This is a genomic window from Arsenophonus symbiont of Ornithomya chloropus, from assembly GCF_964026495.1.
Classification (GTDB): domain Bacteria; phylum Pseudomonadota; class Gammaproteobacteria; order Enterobacterales; family Enterobacteriaceae; genus Arsenophonus.
In genome coordinates, this window is the sequence record NZ_OZ032148.1 from 686,914 (window position 1) to 707,955 (window position 21,042).

The following is a 21,042-nucleotide window of genomic DNA, read 5'->3' on the forward strand; positions in this document are numbered from 1 at the left end:
GTAGGAAACAAAATAAATGAAAAAAAAAATAAAATATTTATTGATATTTATTACAATTAATTTATTAATTGCTGGATGCTCTAGCAATAAAAATATCATATCAGAAGCTTCTGAAAATGATATTTATCAAAGTAGTCAAGAAAAATTAAAAAAACATAATTACAAAGGAGCTATAAAATTATTAGAAAAATTATGTAGCAATTATCCATTAAGTGTATATAAAAAAAAAGCTCAATTAGATCTAATTTATGCGTATTATAAATCAGCAGAATTTTTTTTAGCAATAAAAATAATTGATCGTTTTATTCTATCAAATCCAAATGATCATAACATTGATTATGTTTTATATATGCGTGGATTAAATGCGCAAAAATTAGATCAAAACATATTACAAGATTTCTTTGGTATAGATCATTCTGATAAAGATCCTCAATATGCCATCGCAGCTTTTAAAAGCTTTACTCAACTTATTCATTCTTATCCTAATAGTTTCTATGTAAATAATTCTCTAAAACACTTATTTCTTATAAAAGAACGATTAGCAAAATATCAATTGGCTATTATTAAATATTATAGTAAACGTGGTGCTTATATTGCCATTATTAATCGTACTAAAAACATGTTAAAACAATTTCCAGACAGTAAATATACACAACATGCACTACAATATATGAAAATAGCCTATAATAAATTAGGTTTACTAAATGAAAAAATAAAGTGATAAAATTGCTAGAACTAAATCCTTTAAAAAAATAAAAAATAAAAAATTACTGAAAATACAACTTGATAATTAAATATACTTTCATACTTTATAAAAAACAATTTTATATATTTTTTGATCTATATTAAAAATAATATTATTGTAAAAAACTTAAGTTATATTCTTGTTTTTTAATATATACGATATATTATTAAAAATTTTAGGTTTTTAAATATTATCTCTTACTTTAATATATTTTTTTTATAAAAAATATAATACAAAAAATTGCTATTAATAGAAATTACGCATTGAGAAAAAATAAGGATCAAGTTTATCATTACCTCAAAATATAGATTCATATTTAATCATCATTAATATTAATATATTGTAAACATCTCTTTTAAAAAGATAATAATATAGATCAATAAAACTTGAATCTTTTTTAAAAAAATTTATATATTATTAATATATGATATAAATTATTAAATTTAATTCATATAATCATATTTAAAATTAATATGATCATAACTCGTTCTTTAATATTGTTAACAATCTATTCAAAATAAAAAATATTTCTTTAACAATTAATTAAAGAAGATAGATAACTAAATTCTTAATTATTCTATAGAATAATTAACAATATAATACAACTATTCTCATTTAATTTATAATAAATATTAACACATAATATATTATTAAAAAATAATAAAATAATCAAAATAAATATTTATAATAATTTATAAATATTTATACACTATTAATAAACACAACATTTATGATTAAATAATTTCATCACAACAAAAAATACATATTTATGTTTTTTTCTTTTCATACTTATAAGATTCACATATAATACGACGTAAAATATCTTCGATTAAATCAGCTGAAACACCTATTTTTTTCGCTTCTTTACGTCGCAATTCTAATATTGTATTTTCACGTTCTTTTATATAAATTGGTAACCCTTTTTTCCATTTAAATTCACCAATTGCTATTACTAATTGCATTCTTTTTGCTAATAGTTTTAAGAATAATTGATCGATTTTATCAATTTTTTTACGTAATTGTAATAACTCTACTAACATTTATCTACCTTATGTTAAAAAATTAGCTTTTCTTTTCTTATTTATTATATATTTACTAAAATTAAACTACATTACATAAATATAAGCTAAAAATATAACTTAACATTAAAAAAATATTGATTTTTAACTCTTTAAAATTAATTATACCAATGTATAAAATTTAATAAAATATTTCATAAAATCATTTCAAAAGAAAAACAAAAAGCTTAATACTATTAAGCTATTTTTGATTTCTTCGATATTTTTTTAAGAGCAAAGAAATTATTTGATATTAAGACGTTCTTTAATACGAGCTGTTTTTCCAGAACGCTCTCTCAGATAATATAATTTAGCTCTACGTACAACACCATAACGTTTAATAATAATGCTATCTATAATTGGTGAATAAGTCTGAAATACTCTTTCAATACCTTCTCCATTTGAAATTTTTCTTACAGTAAATGCAGATTGAAAACCACGATTGCGCATAGCAATCACTAAACCTTCAAATGCCTGTAACCGTCTTTTAGCACCTTCGACAACCCATACTTTAACTTCTATAGAATCACCTGGTCTAAATAATGGAATACAGTTTTTTATTTGTTCTTTTTCAAATTCTTGAATAATATTATTCATAATTACCTTTTATAAAAAAACCATCAAAAATAATATATATAAAATATATTATTAAATTCTTTATTTATGTTCCTTCATATTCCTTTTGAAATTCTAATAACAACATTTTTTGTTCTTCGGTTAATTTTAAATTCATCAAAAGTTGAGGCCTTTTAAGCCATGTGTATCCTAATGATTGTTTTTTTCTCCAACGATTAATTTTGCTATGATTACCAGATAATAAAACATCAGGGACTGCCATATTTCCTAATAATTTTGGCCGTGTATAATGGGGAGGAGCAAATAATCCTGTCATAAAAGAGTCTTCTTCTGCTGATCGCTTATGACCTAAAACACCTGGGATAAAACGAGAAATAGCATCAATCATTACCATAGCAGCTAACTCTCCACCAGTAAGAACATAATCACCTATTGACCATTCTTCATTGATTTCAGTTTCAATAATTCTTTGATCTATGCCTTCATATCGACCACATATCAAAATTAATTTTTTTTTTGATAATAACTCAAAAATACCTTTTTGATTTAATTTTCTACCTTGTGGTGAAAGATAGATTACTGTAACATCCTGACCCATAAAAGATTTTGCTATATAAATTGCATCTCTAATTGGTTGAACCATCATTAACATTCCTGGGCCACCACCATAGGGACGGTCATCTACGGTACGTCTTTTATCATAAGCATAATCTCTTAAATCACTACACTCTATCGTCAATAGTTTTTTTTTATTGCACGACTTGTTATGCCATAATTCGTAATTGCATGAAACATTTTTGGGAACAAACTAATAATCCAAATCCACATATTTTTTTACTAAAAACGTTTAATAAATTTCTAAAAACTCGGATCCCAGTCTACTTGAATTATTTTAGTAGCAATATCAACCTTCTTTATAACTTTCTGATAAAGAAATGGGATCAACCTTTCTTTGATTCCAAATGAATCTTTAAGATTTTGTGTTACTAATACATCATTTGCTCCTGTTGCAATCAAATTTGTAACATGCCCCAAATAGTAGGCATGACTGTTAAAAATTTTGCAACCTATTAAATCTTTCCAATAGTATTCATTTTTTTTTAGAAGAGGAAGCTGTCCTGAATCTATAATAATTTTGCAATTAATCATTAAATCAGCATATTCTTTATTATAAATATTTTTAAATTTTGTAAAAATATTTTTATTATCATATTTCCAATCTTCAATTTCTAATTGATACCATTCTTTTAACAATTGAACAAACCATGGTTGATAATTAAAAATATCTTCAATATTTTCAGTAAACGAAAATATTTTTATCCAACCATGAATACCATATGTTTTACCTAATTTCCCTAATATAATAGGATTAATTGGATTTACAAAAAAAACTTTTTTTTTAACCATAATAGAAAATTAAACTATTTTTTTAGTTGTTTAATTAACATGAAAACACGATCAGAAACTTGTGCACCTACAGAAATCCAATAATCAATGCGATCTAACTTTAAAGACATTTTTTTTGCTTGACCTGATGCGATTGGGTTAAAAAAACCTATTCTTTCAATAAAACGACCATCACGTGCATTACGACTATCTGTCACAACTACTTGATAAAATGGACGTTTTTTTGCACCAAATCGAGCTAAACGAATTATTACCATAAAATTCTCTTACTTAGTTTAAAAATACTAAAATAATTCAAACAAAAATTTAATATAAAAATATTTTACTCTTTTTTACATAAAAAACAATGAAAATACTAATTTTATATACTCAAAAAATATTATTTATGAAAAATAAAGTTAACTAAAATTTTTTATATTAAAAATACTTTTAATTCTTTAAATTAATAATATTTTTTATTGTATCTTATGCTTTATGCATGGTATAAAATTAAATGGTTAACAAAATTAAGATGTTATAAATTTGTATTATTACTTATAATAAATTTTTTTATTTTTAAATAAAATTCTTTTTAATAATTATTTAAAATAATAATTTTTTATTTCAAAAAAAAAAATTATTTATTGCAATTTCCATGCGCATAAAACTTAAAATATCATTTATAATTAATCTCTTTTAAAATATATATTTTGAAATACCATCTATATTTTCATATATTGCATTTATTTAAAAGCATTTTTAAATTAACAATTATTATTTTTATCAAAAAATATTAATTCATATATACGGATTTTCTATTTATTTATTAATCGATAATCTCTACGATATATCAATAATTAATAAATTATAAAATTTTAATTCTTAATAAATATCATAAAATTTTACTAAAAAAAATCGGATTATTTCTAATAATATATTACATTTTTATATTATATTTTGAATAAAAAATAAATCTTTTTTATAATGCTTGATAAATTTTAAAAATTTTACATAAAAATATCAAAAAATCTATGATTTTTGATCATACAGTAATTTAATTAACTTCATAAAAATAGTTTTTTATAAAAATCTTAAAAACTAAACATCAAAATAATCAACAATTTTTTTTATTATATTTACAATATTATAATAATTAATTTAAATAATTGACACATGATAAAAAATAATAAATTTTAACTTAGTATATAACTTTTTGATTAATATCTTTAAAAATGTGAATATTTTAAAGTAATTAAATACTTTTATATATTCAAATTACATAAAAATACAGTTTAATAGCATCACTATTCAGATTTTTTTAGATATAATATTTTATTTTTTTTCTTACTCAACTTTTTCGTCTAATGTTTGTTTTTTATAAAATTCAGATAAAAATTTATAAAAAAATTATCAATAATTACTTATTCGATATTACATAAAATGTATTATTATGATTTTTTTTTTAAATAAAATAAGCATTAAAAACTTTTGCAAAACTGCTGCTAATAACTTTAAAAGAATATTTTAGTCTTTAAAAAAATGGAATCATCTATAAATATTTCATATATTTCTTAATTAACTAAAAAATCTGTTCTTGCCATTATTTATTTTTATATATAATATTTTTAAAATATAATTATATATCATACTATTATTTATACTTTTAAAAAATATATCAATCTCTTACTTATTTAAATTTACTTATTGTTTACTATAAAATCAATTATCAAATTATATTTAAAGATATTAATTCTTAATGAAAAAACAAAAAATTTTTATCACTTAAACTTAATTTCTTTAATTATATTAATCGGTATTAATCATAAAATAATTGATTATCAAAAAAATACATATAGATAATGTTTTCATTATTAACATAAATTTCTTATTTTTTTAGATTATTTATTATTTTAATAATAATTTTAATAATAGTAATCGAGAAAAAAGTATATTTTTCTTAAAAACATTACCATTTTTATTTTTTTACTATATCGAATATTAACTAATTTTGTTACATATAATAGAATACACAAAATCAAAAATATTCAAAATCTCATTAAAAATATTTTTTTTAAAAATAATTTTTATAAAATAAATATCTTTAAATATGTAAAATCATTGTTTAATTTTCATAAAATTTTTATAATTATCATAATTAGTAAAATAGGAATTTTATTTTGGAGCAAGTCTCAACAAATACTTTAATTATAATACTGATTATAATGATTATTTTATCAGCTTACTTTTCTGCTTCAGAAACAGGAATGATGAGTTTAAATAGATATCGTTTAAGACATCTAGCTAAAAATGGTAATCAATCTGCTCGTCGAGTAGAAGCATTGCTTAAACATCCAGATCGCTTAATAAGTCTTATCTTAATTTGGAATAATCTTATTAATATTTTAGCATCATCATTGGCTACCATTGTCGGAATGAGACTTTATGGTCATATCGGTGTTGCTATTGCAACTGGTATTTTAACTTTTATAATTTTACTTTTCGCAGAAGTTTTACCAAAAACAATGGCAACATTGTACCCAGAAAAAATTGCTTTTACTAGTAGTTTTTTTTTAAAACCCTTACAAAAAATATTATTACCCATTGTCTGGTTATTCAATACAATTACGATAATATTTATGAATCTTTTTGGAATTAAATCACCTATTATAAATAACTATGCTATATCAAAAGATGAATTACGTACTATTGTAAATGAATCTAAAACTAAATTATCTCGTCAAAATCAAGATATGTTAATTTCAATTTTAGATTTAGAAAAAGTGACTGTCGGAGATATTATGGTTCCTCGCCATGAAATAATTGGTATCGATATTAATACAAATTGGAAATTAATTATTCGTCAATTAACTCATTCTCCACATGGTAGAATTGTTCTTTATCGAGATACTCTTGACGACATGATTGGTATGTTACGTATACGTGAAGCTTATAGATTAATGGTAGAAAAACAGGAATTCAATAAAAAAAACTTAATTCGAGCTGCCGATAAAATTTATTTTATTCCAAAAAATACCTCATTAAACATACAATTAATCAAATTTCAAAGAAAAAATGAAAAAATAGGCATTATTGTTGATGAATATGGTGATATTCAGGGACTGATAACAGTAGAAGATATTCTCGAAGAGATTGTTGGAGATTTTACTACATCTATGTTTCCAAGTTTATCTCAAGAAGTTTTACCACAACTAGATGGATCAATTTTAATGGATGGTGCTACCAATATAAGAGAAATCAATAAAATTTTTAATTGGCATTTACCTGTCGAAGGTGCTAGAACTATTAACGGTTTATTATTAGAGGAAATTGGTGATATCCCAATTTTAAATACTAAAATTCAAATAGGAAACTATCACTTTGAAATATTATCTATTAATGGTAGTGTAATTAAAAAAGTAAGAGCAACATTCATTAGTGTATCATCTCTTACAACATGATAATTTCAAATCTACATTATATAGATGTAATGCTCCAATAAATAACATCTATGAATTTTAATAATATATGAAATATCATCTGCACTTATTTATTTTTATTTCTGTTAAAACTTTTTCATTGATTTTATACTATTTTTAGAAAATTATAAATTATTATTTTAAAAAAATACAATATTTCATCAAAATATGAATTTTATATATCCATATAAAATAAATTACAAATTATAAAAATTAACTACCCCAATATTTTTTTTAAAAAAAGATAAAACAACATATAGCAATGTGTTCATAAAATATTCTTATTATTAGTAATAATAAGATTTTATATTTAAATGATATAATATATAAAAAATAAAAAATTTTATAAAAAACATAAATATTAAAATAATTTTTTATATTTAATAATAATTAAATAATATTAATTAATCTAAACAAATATTTTTTAAAATTTGATCAATTACCTTAAAATTTTACAAAATATCAAAATAAAAAACTAAAAATATTCAAAAAATAATTAAAATAAAATATAATTATAATTATTATACTATATAATTTTAGTAGTATTAATACTTCCAAAACAAAAAATTTTATACGAATGTTTTATTTTTACATATTTATTCTAAAATAAAATAAAAAAATTAATTAAACCGTATTAAGAATAAATAATATTTATTATAAATATTTTTATAATTTAAATTACATCTAAAATAATAGGGTAAAGATCTATACAAAAAAATAAATATTACTTGAATTAATCACAATTATTTCGATAATATGACAAAAAATCAGAAACATGATAATTTTTCTGATTTCTTTTTATAAAAAGTTATTACAAGAATTATGTCAAAAATACTATCAAATTTTTAATTCATTAATATTTATTTATGTCTAAATATAATTTTTCATTAAGATAAATTAAATAAGAGAAATCAGAAAAAACATTTTTTATTTTAAGAAGAGGTTACAATATTGTATGGCAACAATAGGTATTTTTTTTGGTAGTGATACTGGTAATACAGAAAATGTAGCTAAAATAATTCAAAAAACTCTTGGCGGTTCAAATATCGCTAAAATTTATGATATCGCTAAAAGCAATAAAGAAGATATTGAAAAATTTAACATATTATTATTTGGTATACCTACATGGTATTATGGAGAAGCACAGTGTGATTGGGAAGATTTCTTTTCAACATTAAAAACTATTAATTTTCACAATAAAAAAGTTGCTATTTTTGGTTGTGGTGATCAAGAAGATTATGCAGAATATTTTTGCGATGCTATGGGAATTCTAAAAAATATAATTGAACCTAATGGTGCAACTATTATTGGTCACTATTCAAGACAAGGGTATTATTTTGAAGAATCTAAAGGATTGGTTGATGAAAATTATTTTGTTGGTCTTCCTATTGATGAAGACAGACAGCATGAACTAACAGAAGGACGTATTAAAAATTGGGTACAACAAATATCTCAAGAACTTAATTTGCAAAAATCTCTAACTTCAGAATAATATTTTAAAATAAATATTCGTGTTTTAAAAATTTAACAAACTACAATATAAATTAATTTACTTAAAGTAGTTAGAGATATATTTTTTTACAAAAAAATATAAAACAATTTTAATTTTAAAAAATGACATATTTTTATCTTACGATAAATTTAGTACAGATACTACATTAAATATCAAATTTAAAATTATTTAAAATTAGATTTTTTAGATATTTATAAAAAAAATAAAAGCAGAAATTGTCAATAAAAAATAATATATAATTTTCTAGTTATAAATTATTAATATTTTTTATATAAAAAATTAGTTTTATTTAATTTTAATATTTAAATATATTTTATAAATATGATTATTTTAAAAAATAATCACATCTTAATTTTCATCCAAGTATCTCTTAATGATACAGTACGATTAAAAACTAAATGCTCTCTGCTATGACAATAAATATCACTACAAAAATAACCTTCTCTTTCAAATTGATAAACTGTACCAGGTTTTGACATCATCAAAACTGGTTCAACAATACCTTTACATTTTACTAAAGAAAATGGATTAATATGTTTTAAAAAATCTTTTGCTGTATCCGGTGAAACAACATCAAATAAACTATTATATAATCGAATTTCTGCTGACACACCATGTAATGCACTTACCCAATGAATCACACCTTTTATTTTATGAGCATCACCAGGAGCTTTATTTAAAGTATCAGGATAATAAGTACAATAAATAGCAACAACATTCCCTTTTAAATCCTTATCAATACGATTAGCTTGAATAATATAAGCATTTCGTAAACGCACTTTTTTATTTAATACTAAACGTTTATATGCATTATGATATTTTTCACGAAAATCAGCTCGATCTATATAAAGTTCTCTACTAAATGGAACTTTTCTAGTACCCATTTCAGGGTTCTTTGGATGATTAGATATATCAAGAAATATTTTTTTATCAATAGCCATATTTTCAATAACTACTTTAACAGGATTTAATACCGCCATTACACGTGGTGCTATTTTGTCTAAATCATTACGAATACAAGATTCTAATGAAATCATTTCAACTCTATTATCTTGCTTAGTAACACCAATACGGCGACAAAATTCACGTATAGAATTTGGAGTATAACCCCGCCGACGTAATCCAGAAATAGTTGGCATTCTTGGGTCATCCCAATTTTCTACAAGATTATTTTCTACTAATTGCTTTAATTTACGTTTTGACATCACTGTATACGTAAGATTTAATCGAGAAAATTCATATTGTTTTGGACGATGATCAATACTAATATTGTCTAATATCCAATCATATAAACGTCGATTATCTTGAAATTCAAGAGTACAAAGCGAATGGGTAATGCCCTCTAATGCATCAGAAATACAATGACTAAAATCATACGTTGGATAAATACACCATTGATTACCTAATTGATAATGTTTTGAATATCTTATTCTATATAAAACAGGATCTCGCATAATAATGAAAGGAGATGACATATCAATTTTTGCACGTAAACAAGCTTTTCCTTCTTTAATTTCACCATTTCGCATTTTCTGAAATAACTTTAAATTATCAGTAATTTTCCTATCCCGATAGGGGCTATTTTTACCAACCTTTTTTAAGGTACCACGATATTCACGAATTTCATCAGGAGTTAATTCATCTACGTAAGCTAAACCTTTTTGAATAAGTTCTATTGCAAATTGATAAAATTCATAAAAATAATCTGAAGCATATTTAACATCATCACTCCAATGAAAACCTAACCATTGCAAATCTTCCTGAATAGAATGAACATATTTAATATTCTCTTGAACTGGATTAGTATCATCAAAACGTAAATTACATTTACCATGATAATCTTCCGCAATACCGAAATTCAAACAAATTGCTTTAGCATGACCAATATGTAAATACCCATTTGGTTCAGGTGAAAAACGAGTATGTATATGATTATATTTACCTGTAAATAAATCTTTATCAATAATTTTTCGAACAAAATTTGTTTGAATATTTTTTGGTATTTTCACCATTATAACTCCTAAAAAAATACAAAAATTCTAATAAAATAATTTTATTAATAAAAAATTTATAACATCTCAATAATAATAAAAATAATCACTATAACCAAAAAATTATTTTTTATGAAATTAATGAAAATATTAAATATTAATATTATATAAATAAAATTCTTTTTATTTTAAATAATAGATTAATAAAAATTATAAAAATATATAATATATCTTTATAAAAGATATATTTTTAATTTATTTCAAAAAAAAGCTATAACATAAAAATATTATAAGAATTATTTTTTAAGATTTCACAAAAAATTGGAAATATATAAAGCGTCATGATAAAAATAGATTCATAATGTAAATTTACTGTATTTTATCATTACTTTTTCATCAAAAAAATCTTTAGAAACAAAAATTTTGTTCATTATTTTAATAATAAACAACTATCAAAAATACTATATTTAAAATATTTTAATAAGCAATAAACAAAAGTTTTCTAAAATTCTTATAAAGATTGACTTATTATATAATTCTCATACCATTAAAAATTAATAAAAATTAACATTTACATATTTAATAATCAAAATTTTATATCCTCAAAAATATTTTTTTAATAAAAAAATTTACATTTATATTAAAAATATTAAAAAACAGTTGACGATTTTATTTCATATGCGCATAATTTTAATTCAATGTTTAAATACAAATATAATTTAAGGCTACGTAGCTCAAATTGGTTAGAGCACAGCACTCATAACGCTGGGGTTACAGGTTCAATTCCCGTCGTAGCCACTAGCATTTTACGGGAGTGGCGAAATTAGGTAGACGCACCAGATTTAGATTCTGGCACTGTAAGGTATGCGAGTTCAAATCTCGCCTCCCGTACACACATACTACACATATTATATAATCTCAATATTCTTAATATTTTTTTGGGGTATAGCCAAGCGGTAAGGCACCAGGTTTTGATCCTGGCATGCCCAGGTTCGAATCCTGGTGCCCCAGCCATAATTGTTTATTCCAAAAATCTTTTTTATGCACATATAAGATATAAATAATATATATTATATATAAGAATTATATAAGAATAATTATACAAAAAAACAAAAATACATAAAAAAAAATTAGTATATACAATATATTTTATAAAGCATTAATAACATATTTACAGGTCAATACCCAGATTCACCAATCCTGTAATATATTTGATATATATATTCTATATAATCAAATAGATCACAAAAATATTTTTAAAAAATTTTAATATATTAATTTTTTTTATAAAAATTAAAATTGTATAACTAAATATTTATTTAAAAAATAAAGATTGCTACCATTGAAAAATAAAAAAAATATTATTAAATTTTGTAAACTATTTTTTATCTTAAAGAAAATCTTATTTTAAACAAAATAATCTAGTAATATTTTATAATCCTAAAGCGTATTTGATAATTTCTTTTTTAAGAAAACTTGTACGTTGTATAGACATCAAAAAAAAATTTCTAAAAAATTTTGCAGCAGGTAATTGCGAACAAAAAATACCGTAAATAAGATCCATACTTAACTGCATAAACACATTATCTAATATTCTGTTTTTTTGATAACTTAATAAAGTTGCTCGTTCATAATATGGCAACAAACATTTTTCTGCATTAATTAATACTTTTAATAAACTAGCAACATCACGATAACCAAGATTTACTCCCTGACCTGCAAGTGGATTAATTGTATGTGCAGCATCACCAATTAATACTACTCCATCTTGGACATAAGAATTAGCATGATGACGAATCAAAGAAAAAAAACCTCTTTTAACAACTTCTATATATTTAAAACGAGGAGGAAAAGACAAAATAATTTCTTTCGTAAGTTCCTTAAATGACATATTTTGTAATTGTTTTATACGTAGATGAGTATCATACCAAACCAAAGAAGCCCAATGACCAAACAAAGGCAAAAAAGCACGAGGACCAGAGGGAAAAAATTGCTGCCAAGCAATATCTTGCTGTGATTCTTCTATTCTCACTGTAATTAACATACACGATTGACTATATTGATAAATATTACTTTTAATTCCAGCAAAAGAACGGACTTGTGAATTTGCACCATCAGCACCAATAATTAAATTTGTTAAGACTTGACAATTATTATTTAAAGTAATTTTCCATTGTTTATTATAGTAAGTCATTCCTATTACTCTTGCTGGCGCTAACAAAGTAAGATTAGAATATTGTAAACATGTATCTAACAAAGCAACTTGCAAAACATCATTCTCAATCATATAACCCAACTCAGAAAAACCAATACTCTTTGCTTCAAATATCACATGTGAGTTTTTACTTTCCCAAATTTCTAATTTTTTATAAGGCACAGCGCGAAAATTTAAAACACTCTTAGATATATCAAGTGCCCTTAATAATTCCCATGATGTATAATTTATCGCTGAAATACGCAAAGCAGGCTCATCTTGAATATTTAAAGATGTAGGTAACGTGCTACTCTGATCTAACAAAAGAATATTCCAACCTTCTTTTGCTAATCCAATAGCAATTGCTGCACCTGTCATACCAGCACCAACTACTACAATATCATATTTTTTTTTTATTTTATTTTTTAACATACTACCTTTGAGTGAATATCGTGAAATAACACTTAAAAACATATTTTTATATGTACACTTACCATCATAACAATAGTATATATTAAATATAATTATATAAAAAACTAAAAATTTTTGTTATTTAAGCAACATTTTAAATTTAAAAACTACAATAATACAATTCATGCGATCAATTTTATAATAAATTAAATAATAATTATAACAATCAACATAAATAATTTAAAATCGCATCAAAATACGAATAAAGAAAAATTACTTTATTATTTTTTCTATAAAAATTATAGTAAAATCATACAGCAACACTAAATCTATATAAAAATGCTATTTTTATAAAATATTTTTATTTATACAAAAAATAATTTTAAAGAATAACCTTCTTAAAAATCCATATTAAAAATAATTTTATTTTACATATATCAAAAAAGATTTCAAAAAATCTTGATTTTTACTTTTTTATTTTAAGCTATTATGCTATTTTTTATTTAAAAATAATACTGCACTATTAAAAAATACTTAATCTTTTATATAAATTTTTTTATTAATTCTATTATAAATGCATAATAAATATTTTTAATTTTTTTATAAAAAATCAAATTTAGCAATTCAACAAAATAATAAGCTTTAATACAAAAGAAAAACTTGCTAATCAAACAAAAAATTAAGAAATGCAATACTATTTTTACTACTATTAATCATACAATATTCAAGATTTTTAGATAAAAAGAAAAAAGAAAAAATAATATGAAATAAATTATCTGCAATACAATAAAATAATTATCTTAATAATTTTTATATTTATTCAATAAATCAATAAATATAATTTATAATGATTAACAAAATCTTCATTGAGCAATATGAAAATCAAAAACAACAAACATCAATAATTTTCATTCTAATGAAATTTTATATAATTTGATTTTTTATAAAAATTTTATCTTTTTCAAAAAAATGTCATCAAACAACACAAAAAAATATAAAAAACTTCAAAAAAAGAAAAAATATTTCTTTCCATCAGTAATTCTTGACCTCCAAATTGCCTGTAATGATAATACTGGGCTACCAAGCAAACACTTATTCCAAAATTGGTTAGAAGCGTTCTTACCAAACTTTCAATATAAAAGTGAAATTACAATTCGTATTGTAGATATCCTAGAAAGTCAAAATTTAAATCTCAAATACAGAGGAAAAAATAAAGCAACAAATGTTTTATCTTTTCCATTTGAATCACCAAAAAATATTTCTTTACCATTACTGGGTGATCTCATCATTTGTCGACAAATAATTGAAAAAGAAACTCTTGAACAAAAAAAAACAATAAATGCTCACTGGCTACATATAGTAATACATGGCTGTCTTCATTTATTAAAATTTGATCATATAAATAATCTTGAAGCAAAAAAAATGGAAAATATAGAAATCAACATCATGAAAATGTTAGGTTATCCTAATCCTTATAAGATCAAAAATACCTAACCATATTTTTTATATCATAATAATTATGATAGGATAAACTATCAAAAAAAAATAATACAATACTATGACCGACGAACATTCTACAAATAATGATAATATTTCTTTTAAAAGAAATTTTTTTAGTATCCTCAATCAATTATTTCAAGGTGAACCAAAAAATCGAAATGATTTAGTTGAATTAATACGTGATTCAGAACAAAAAGATGTGATTGATCCTGATACAAGAGAGATGCTTGAAGGTGTCATGAATATTGCTAATGAACGTGTTAGAGATATCATGATTCCACGTTCTCAAATTATAACATTAAAACATAATCAATCTTTAGAAGAATGCCTTGATGTAATTATTAAATCAGCGCATTCTCGTTTTCCAGTAATTAATGAAGATAAAGACCATATTGAAGGTCTATTAATAGCAAAAGATTTATTGCCATTTATGCGAACACATGCAGAACCTTTTAATATTAAAAAAATATTACGTACTGCTGTTATTGTACCTGAAAGTAAACATGTCGATCTTTTATTAAAAGAGTTTCGCTCTCAACGTTATCATATGGCAATTGTAATAGATGAATTTGGTGGGGTATCAGGTTTGGTTACTATTGAAGATATTCTTGAATTGATTGTTGGAGAAATTGAAGATGAATATGACAATGAAGAAAATATGAATATTCGTCAATTGAACAAACACGCATACTTCGTTCGTGCCTTAACACAAATTGATGATTTTAATAAAATATTCAATACAAAATTCAAAAACGAAGAAGTTGATACAATCGGTGGTTTAGTAATGCAAGCTTTTGGACATTTACCATCTCAAGGAGAGATAATAACAATTAATAACTACATCTTTAAAATAACCATGGCTGATAATAGAAAAATCATACAACTTCAGGTAAAAATTCCTGATCAAGCACCTACACCAAAACTTTTAGAAAAATAGTATTGTGTAATAATGAAAAAAATAAAATTGGATCAAAATCCATGGTCACGAACATTAATAAGTTTTATTTTTGGTCTTTTAGGAACACTAGCTTTTTCACCTTTTGATATTTGGTTAACAGCACCATGTTCTCTTTTTGGCTTACAATTCTTAATTATTAATCTTTCAAAAAAACAAGCTTTCTTAACCGGATTTTCTTGGGGTATCGGCCTATTTTTTAGCGGCATTCATTGGGTCTATATCAGTATTAGCAATTTTGGAGGAATGCCATTTATTATTAATATATGTTTAATAATATTTTTTATCGCTTATTTATCATTTTATCCTGCATTATTTTCTTATATATTAAATCGGTTCTTTCCAGATGCAAATGTTTGCCGTTTTATTTTTGCAGCACCATCAATATGGCAATTAACAGAATATTTACGTTGCTCAATACTAACAGGTTTTCCTTGGTTACAATTTGGATACACTCAAATTGATGGACCACTTAAAAATATTTCACCAATCTTTGGTGTTGAAATGATAACCTTTCTATTAGTCCTCATCAGTAATTTTTTTGTATTTAGTGTCATTAAAAGAAAATTTATTCCATTGTTTTTAGGTATTATTATATTATATTCACCAATAATAATAAAAAATTATAATTGGATTACACCAGTTATACAAAAAAAATCACAAATTGTTTTAGTTCAAGGAAATATAACTCAAAATTTAAAATGGAAAACAGAATTTTTAAAAAATATAATGAGTATTTATTTTTCTTTATCTAAACCTTATATTGGAAATGCAGATATTATAATTTGGCCTGAATCTGCAATCCCATCTTTAGAATTACATAACAACATTTGGTTAACATCATTAGATCATATATTACGTTCAAAAAAAACTCATTTAATCACTGGTATCGTTGACGCAAAAAAAAACAAAGAAAATATAAAAAAATATTTTAATACTATTATTGTTTTAGGAGAAAAAAAACCTTATCAATATCCAACAAAAAATCGTTATCAAAAACACCATTTAGTACCTTTTGGTGAATTTGTTCCATTAGAAAAAATTTTACGTCCAATTGCACCTTTATTTAATTTACCCATGTCGAATTTCAGTTCCGGTTATTATTATCAAAAACCATTAATTGTTGGTAATATTCATCTAAATGCAGCAATTTGCTATGAAATTATTTTGGGTAAGCAAATACGAGATAATTTTCAACCAAATGTAGATTTTTTGTTAAGTATTGCAAATGATGCCTGGTTTGGAAATTCTATTGGCCCATGGCAACATTTACAAATGGCACGTATGCGTGCACTTGAACTTGGAAGACCATTATTAAATGCAACAAATAATGGGGTTACAGCAGTCATTACACCTTATGGAAATATTCAATCAAAACTTCCTCAATTTACTCGTTCAGTATTATATACTACAGTAATACCAATGACAGGTATGACACCTTATGCACTTTGGAGTCATGGGCCTATGTGGGGATTTGTTATTTTATTTATTATATTAGCATTTGTTAATAATAAAAATAAATTTTTTTTATAATAAAAAATCTAAAAAACAAAAAATATTTAATATCATTAATTAAATTATATTGATTATTAAAATTAATTATCTATTCTACTATTAATATTTTATTATAAATTTTATACATAAAATTTAAAAAGGATATATTTTGATTTATTTAAATAATGTTTCCAAGTGGTATGGAAAATTTCAAGTATTAATAAATTGCTCAATGTCTATCAAAAAAGGAGAAGTTGTAGTAATATGTGGGCCATCCGGTTCAGGAAAATCAACATTAATAAAAACCATAAATGGTTTAGAGCCAATTCAAAATGGTGATATATTCATTGATAATATTCATGTAAATAACAAAAAAACAAATTTATCCACATTACGTTTAAAAATAGGAATGGTATTCCAACATTTTGAATTATTTCCCCATTTATCTATTATTGATAACTTAACATTAGCACAAACAAAAATTTTACATAGAAATAAAAAATATGCTACACAAATAGCATTAAAATTATTAGAACGTGTTGGATTAATTAAACACATCAATAAATTTCCCATTCAATTATCTGGTGGTCAACAACAACGAGTTGCAATCATTAGAGCACTTGCTATGAATCCAATTGCAATGTTATTCGATGAACCAACTTCAGCATTAGATCCAGAAATGATTAATGAAGTTCTTGATGTAATGACTAATCTTGCTAATGAAGGTATGACCATGATAGTAGTTACCCATGAAATGGGATTTGCTAAAAAAGTTGCCAATCGAATAATTTTCATGAATAAAGGAAAAATTGTTGAAAATAGCCATAAAAAAGATTTTTTCTCTGAACCAAAATCAAAACGAGCTAAAGAATTTCTTGAAAAAATAATACACTAATCTAATACAAACTATACTTTAGATTAACTTATAAAAAAAATATTCAAAGAAAAAATAACTATTTTTGATATTTTTTGATCAACATATAATATAATTCTTATATACACAATTTTTTTAATAAAAAATATACACTGTATAAATTCAATATCTATTTAAATTATATTATTGAAAATAATATCCGTTTTTCTATACAGGATTTCTTATATAACATGATGGATATCGTTAAATTTTTATATAGGAAAAAATTTCTTATGCATGAAGAATATCAAGCGAAAAAAATAGAGGGATACGTACAACGTTATTGGGAAGAAAAACAAACTTTTAAAGTTACAGAAGATCAGAATAAAGAAAAATATTATTGTTTATCAATGTTACCTTACCCATCTGGGAAACTTCATATGGGACATGTTCGAAATTATACAATTGGTGACGTTATATCACGGTACCAACGTATGTTAGGAAAAAATGTTTTACAACCTATAGGTTGGGATGCTTTTGGTTTACCTGCAGAAAGTGCAGCAATCCAAAACAATACTGATCCAGCATCTTGGACATATAGCAATATTGCTTATATGAAACAACAATTAAAAATGTTTGGATTTTCTTATGATTGGAGTCGTGAATTAACAACTTGTAAACCAGAGTATTATCGATGGGAACAATGGTTTTTTACAAAACTTTACAAAAAGGGATTAATTTACAAAAAACTATCTGCTGTTAATTGGTGTCCAAATGATTTAACAGTATTAGCTAATGAACAAGTTATTGATGGTTGTTGCTGGCGTTGTGATACTTTAGTACAACGCCAAGAAATACCTCAATGGTTTATAAGAATTACTAGTTATGCTGAAGAATTACTTAATGATTTAAACAAATTAGACGGTTGGCCAGAAAAAGTTAAAACAATGCAACGTAATTGGATTTCTCGTTCTGAGGGAGTTGAAATTACATTTAACATAATTAATAATGATCAAAAATTAACTGCATATACCACTCGAACTGATATTTTTATGGGTGTAACCTATCTCACTATTTCACCTAATCATCCACTATCAAAAATTATAGCAAAAAAAAATTCTAAATTAAATTTTTTTATTAATGAATGCAAAAATACCAAAGTTACTGAAATAGCAACAGCAACCATCGAAAAAAAAGGCATAGCAACTGGTTATTACGCAATTCATCCTCTAAACAATGAAAGAATTCCTATTTGGATAGTTAATTTTATCTCTATGGAAGATAGTACAGGTGTTATGATGGGGGTTCCAGGACACAATAAAAATGATTGGGAATTTGCTACTAAATATCACTTACCAATTAAAACAGTTATAGCTAATAAAAAAAACAAAAGCTCTGATTTAAAAATGGGTTCTTTTATCAATAAAAATCTCTTAATTAATTCAAATGAATTTAATGGCATGAAAAATAATATCGCCGGAGATGCGATTATTAATAAATTAATTCTTCAAGGAAAAGCAAAACGTAAAATAAATTATCGACTTCGTGATTGGAGTATCTCTAGACAACGTTATTGGGGTACACCCATTCCAATAGTAAATATGGAAGATGGTTCTAGCATGCCAGTACCGAAAGAAGAATTACCAGTTATATTACCTGAAAAAACAATACATGGAACTTATAATCCACTTATTAAAGATCAAAATTGGATAAAAACTACTATTAACGGACTCCCCGCAATGCGAGAAACTGATACATTTGATACATTTATCGAATCATCTTGGTATTATGCACGTTATACTTGCCCTCACTATAATAAGGGAATGCTAGATCCATCTGCAGCTAATTATTGGTTACCAGTTGATCAATACATAGGAGGTATAGAACATGCTATTATGCATCTATTATATTTTCGTTTTTTTCATAAACTTATGCGCGATGAAAAACTAATAAGTTCTGATGAACCAGTAAAACGTCTTCTATGTCAGGGGATGGTATTAGCAGATGCTTTTTATTATTTAAATGAACATGGACAACGCATTTGGGTACCACCTATTTCTGTAAAAGTGATACGAGATAAGACAGGAAAAATTATTAAAGCTACTGACAATAATGGAAATACACTTTTTTATCATGGCATGAGTAAAATGTCTAAATCTAAAAATAACGGTGTCGATCCAAAATCCATGGTAGAAAAATATGGAGCTGATACAGTTCGCTTATGTTTAATGTTTGCTGCTCCACCAGAACTTACTTTAAAATGGCAAGAATCAAACATAGAAGGTGCAAATCGTTTTATTCATCGTCTTTGGCGTACTGTTTTAACACATACAAAAACAGGAAAAACTATTCCATTAAAAAAAAATAATTTAACACGAACACAAAAAAAATTAAGATGCGCTTTACATAAAACAATCATTAAAGTAACAGATGATATTAGTCGTCGCTATGCATTTAATACTGCTATTGCCGCTATTATGAAATTTATGAATAAACTTACTCAATCACCTCCTCAAAAAAGTGAACAAGATAGAGCATTAATACAAGAATGTTTAGATGCAATAATACGTATGCTGGCTCCTATAATTCCCCATGCATGTTTTATTATGTGGAAAAAACTGGGTCATCTTGATGATATTGATAATACACCATGGCCCATTGCTGATGAAGAAGCAATAAAAGAAGATACTCAATTAATTATTATTCAAGTGAATGGTAAAACTCGTGGTTGCATTAATACTCTTATTAATGCTTCAGAAGAAGATACCTTAAAAATAGCAATTCATGAATATAATATAAAAAAATATATTAAAAATATGAATATACGCAAAATAATTTTTATAAAAAACAAACTATTAAATATTATCGTTTATTAAACTTAATATTTAGG

General features: G+C 23.7%; 14 protein-coding genes, 3 tRNA genes and 1 pseudogene. 11 read left to right on the top strand and 7 right to left on the bottom strand.

The genetic code is table 11. The features are described from left to right. The first annotated feature begins 16 nt into the window (after positions 1–16). Entirely contained in the window at positions 17–721 is a 705-nt protein-coding gene (bamD, locus tag ABNS14_RS02600; RefSeq protein ID WP_348666152.1) for an outer membrane protein assembly factor BamD, read from the top strand. Positions 722–1,512: 791 nt separating this feature from the next. On the opposite strand, the gene tyrA is transcribed toward bamD, so the two are convergent. The 5 genes and pseudogenes from tyrA to rpsP all read right to left on the bottom strand — a co-directional run bounded on the left by tyrA (position 1,513) and on the right by rpsP (position 4,043). Next, positions 1,513–1,785 carry a chorismate mutase gene (gene tyrA, locus ABNS14_RS02605; protein WP_348666153.1) on the bottom strand — a complete coding sequence of 91 codons (273 nt, stop codon included), beginning with the start codon at positions 1,783–1,785 and terminating at the stop codon, positions 1,513–1,515. A 261-nt stretch (positions 1,786–2,046) separates the two neighbouring features. Next, complete coding sequence (gene rplS / locus ABNS14_RS02610; protein WP_348666154.1) at positions 2,047–2,400, bottom strand: 50S ribosomal protein L19; 354 nt, start codon at positions 2,398–2,400, stop codon at positions 2,047–2,049. Between the two features lie 64 nt (positions 2,401–2,464). Then, a pseudogene (gene trmD, locus ABNS14_RS02615) lies at positions 2,465–3,207 on the bottom strand (tRNA (guanosine(37)-N1)-methyltransferase TrmD). A gap of 30 nt (positions 3,208–3,237) precedes the next feature. Next, entirely contained in the window at positions 3,238–3,786 is a 549-nt protein-coding gene (gene rimM / locus ABNS14_RS02620) for a ribosome maturation factor RimM (RefSeq protein ID WP_348666155.1), read from the bottom strand. Between the two features lie 14 nt (positions 3,787–3,800). Next, positions 3,801–4,043, bottom strand: coding sequence for a 30S ribosomal protein S16 (gene rpsP, locus ABNS14_RS02625; RefSeq protein WP_348666156.1), 243 nt, complete (start codon positions 4,041–4,043; stop codon positions 3,801–3,803). Positions 4,044–5,942: 1,899 nt separating this feature from the next. Here rpsP and ABNS14_RS02630 point away from each other — a divergent pair. After that, positions 5,943–7,223: a CNNM domain-containing protein gene (locus ABNS14_RS02630; RefSeq protein ID WP_348666157.1), complete on the top strand. Its 1,281-nt coding sequence runs from the start codon at positions 5,943–5,945 to the stop codon at positions 7,221–7,223. A 973-nt stretch (positions 7,224–8,196) separates the two neighbouring features. Beyond that, positions 8,197–8,733, top strand: a complete 537-nt coding sequence (gene fldA / locus ABNS14_RS02635) for a flavodoxin FldA (RefSeq protein ID WP_348666158.1) — start codon at positions 8,197–8,199, stop codon at positions 8,731–8,733. Between the two features lie 362 nt (positions 8,734–9,095). Here the strand turns inward: fldA and glnS are convergent, their stop codons facing one another. Then, entirely contained in the window at positions 9,096–10,766 is a 1,671-nt protein-coding gene (gene glnS / locus ABNS14_RS02640; RefSeq protein WP_348666160.1) for a glutamine--tRNA ligase, read from the bottom strand. Positions 10,767–11,468: 702 nt separating this feature from the next. Between glnS and ABNS14_RS02645 the strand changes: the two genes are divergently transcribed. From ABNS14_RS02645 to ABNS14_RS02655, 3 genes are all read left to right on the top strand, one after another. Continuing rightward, a tRNA-Met gene (locus ABNS14_RS02645) sits at positions 11,469–11,543 on the top strand. 10 nt (positions 11,544–11,553) lie between these two features. Beyond that, positions 11,554–11,636 (top strand) — tRNA-Leu (locus tag ABNS14_RS02650). Positions 11,637–11,684: 48 nt separating this feature from the next. Further along, a tRNA-Gln gene (locus ABNS14_RS02655) sits at positions 11,685–11,759 on the top strand. 418 nt (positions 11,760–12,177) lie between these two features. Here the strand turns inward: ABNS14_RS02655 and ABNS14_RS02660 are convergent. Then, positions 12,178–13,413 (bottom strand): FAD-dependent oxidoreductase, encoded by a 1,236-nt coding sequence (locus ABNS14_RS02660; RefSeq protein ID WP_431603636.1) that lies wholly within the window; start codon positions 13,411–13,413, stop codon positions 12,178–12,180. A 906-nt stretch (positions 13,414–14,319) separates the two neighbouring features. Here ABNS14_RS02660 and ybeY point away from each other — a divergent pair. The 5 genes from ybeY (at position 14,320) to leuS (ending at position 21,028) form a co-directional block, all read left to right on the top strand. Then, positions 14,320–14,844 (top strand): rRNA maturation RNase YbeY, encoded by a 525-nt coding sequence (gene ybeY, locus ABNS14_RS02665; RefSeq protein ID WP_348666161.1) that lies wholly within the window; start codon positions 14,320–14,322, stop codon positions 14,842–14,844. 64 nt (positions 14,845–14,908) lie between these two features. Continuing rightward, positions 14,909–15,787 carry a CNNM family magnesium/cobalt transport protein CorC gene (gene corC, locus ABNS14_RS02670; protein ID WP_348666162.1) on the top strand — a complete coding sequence of 293 codons (879 nt, stop codon included), beginning with the start codon at positions 14,909–14,911 and terminating at the stop codon, positions 15,785–15,787. Positions 15,788–15,799: 12 nt separating this feature from the next. After that, the gene (lnt, locus tag ABNS14_RS02675) at positions 15,800–17,338 is read left to right on the top strand and encodes an apolipoprotein N-acyltransferase (RefSeq protein ID WP_348666163.1); all 1,539 of its coding nucleotides are present in this window, start codon (positions 15,800–15,802) and stop codon (positions 17,336–17,338) included. Positions 17,339–17,468: 130 nt separating this feature from the next. Continuing rightward, a complete protein-coding gene (locus ABNS14_RS02680) occupies positions 17,469–18,194 on the top strand; it encodes an amino acid ABC transporter ATP-binding protein (protein WP_348666164.1) in 726 nt (241 codons plus the stop codon). A 251-nt stretch (positions 18,195–18,445) separates the two neighbouring features. Beyond that, complete coding sequence (gene leuS, locus ABNS14_RS02685; RefSeq protein ID WP_348666165.1) at positions 18,446–21,028, top strand: leucine--tRNA ligase; 2,583 nt, start codon at positions 18,446–18,448, stop codon at positions 21,026–21,028. The last annotated feature ends 14 nt before the right edge of the window (positions 21,029–21,042 follow it).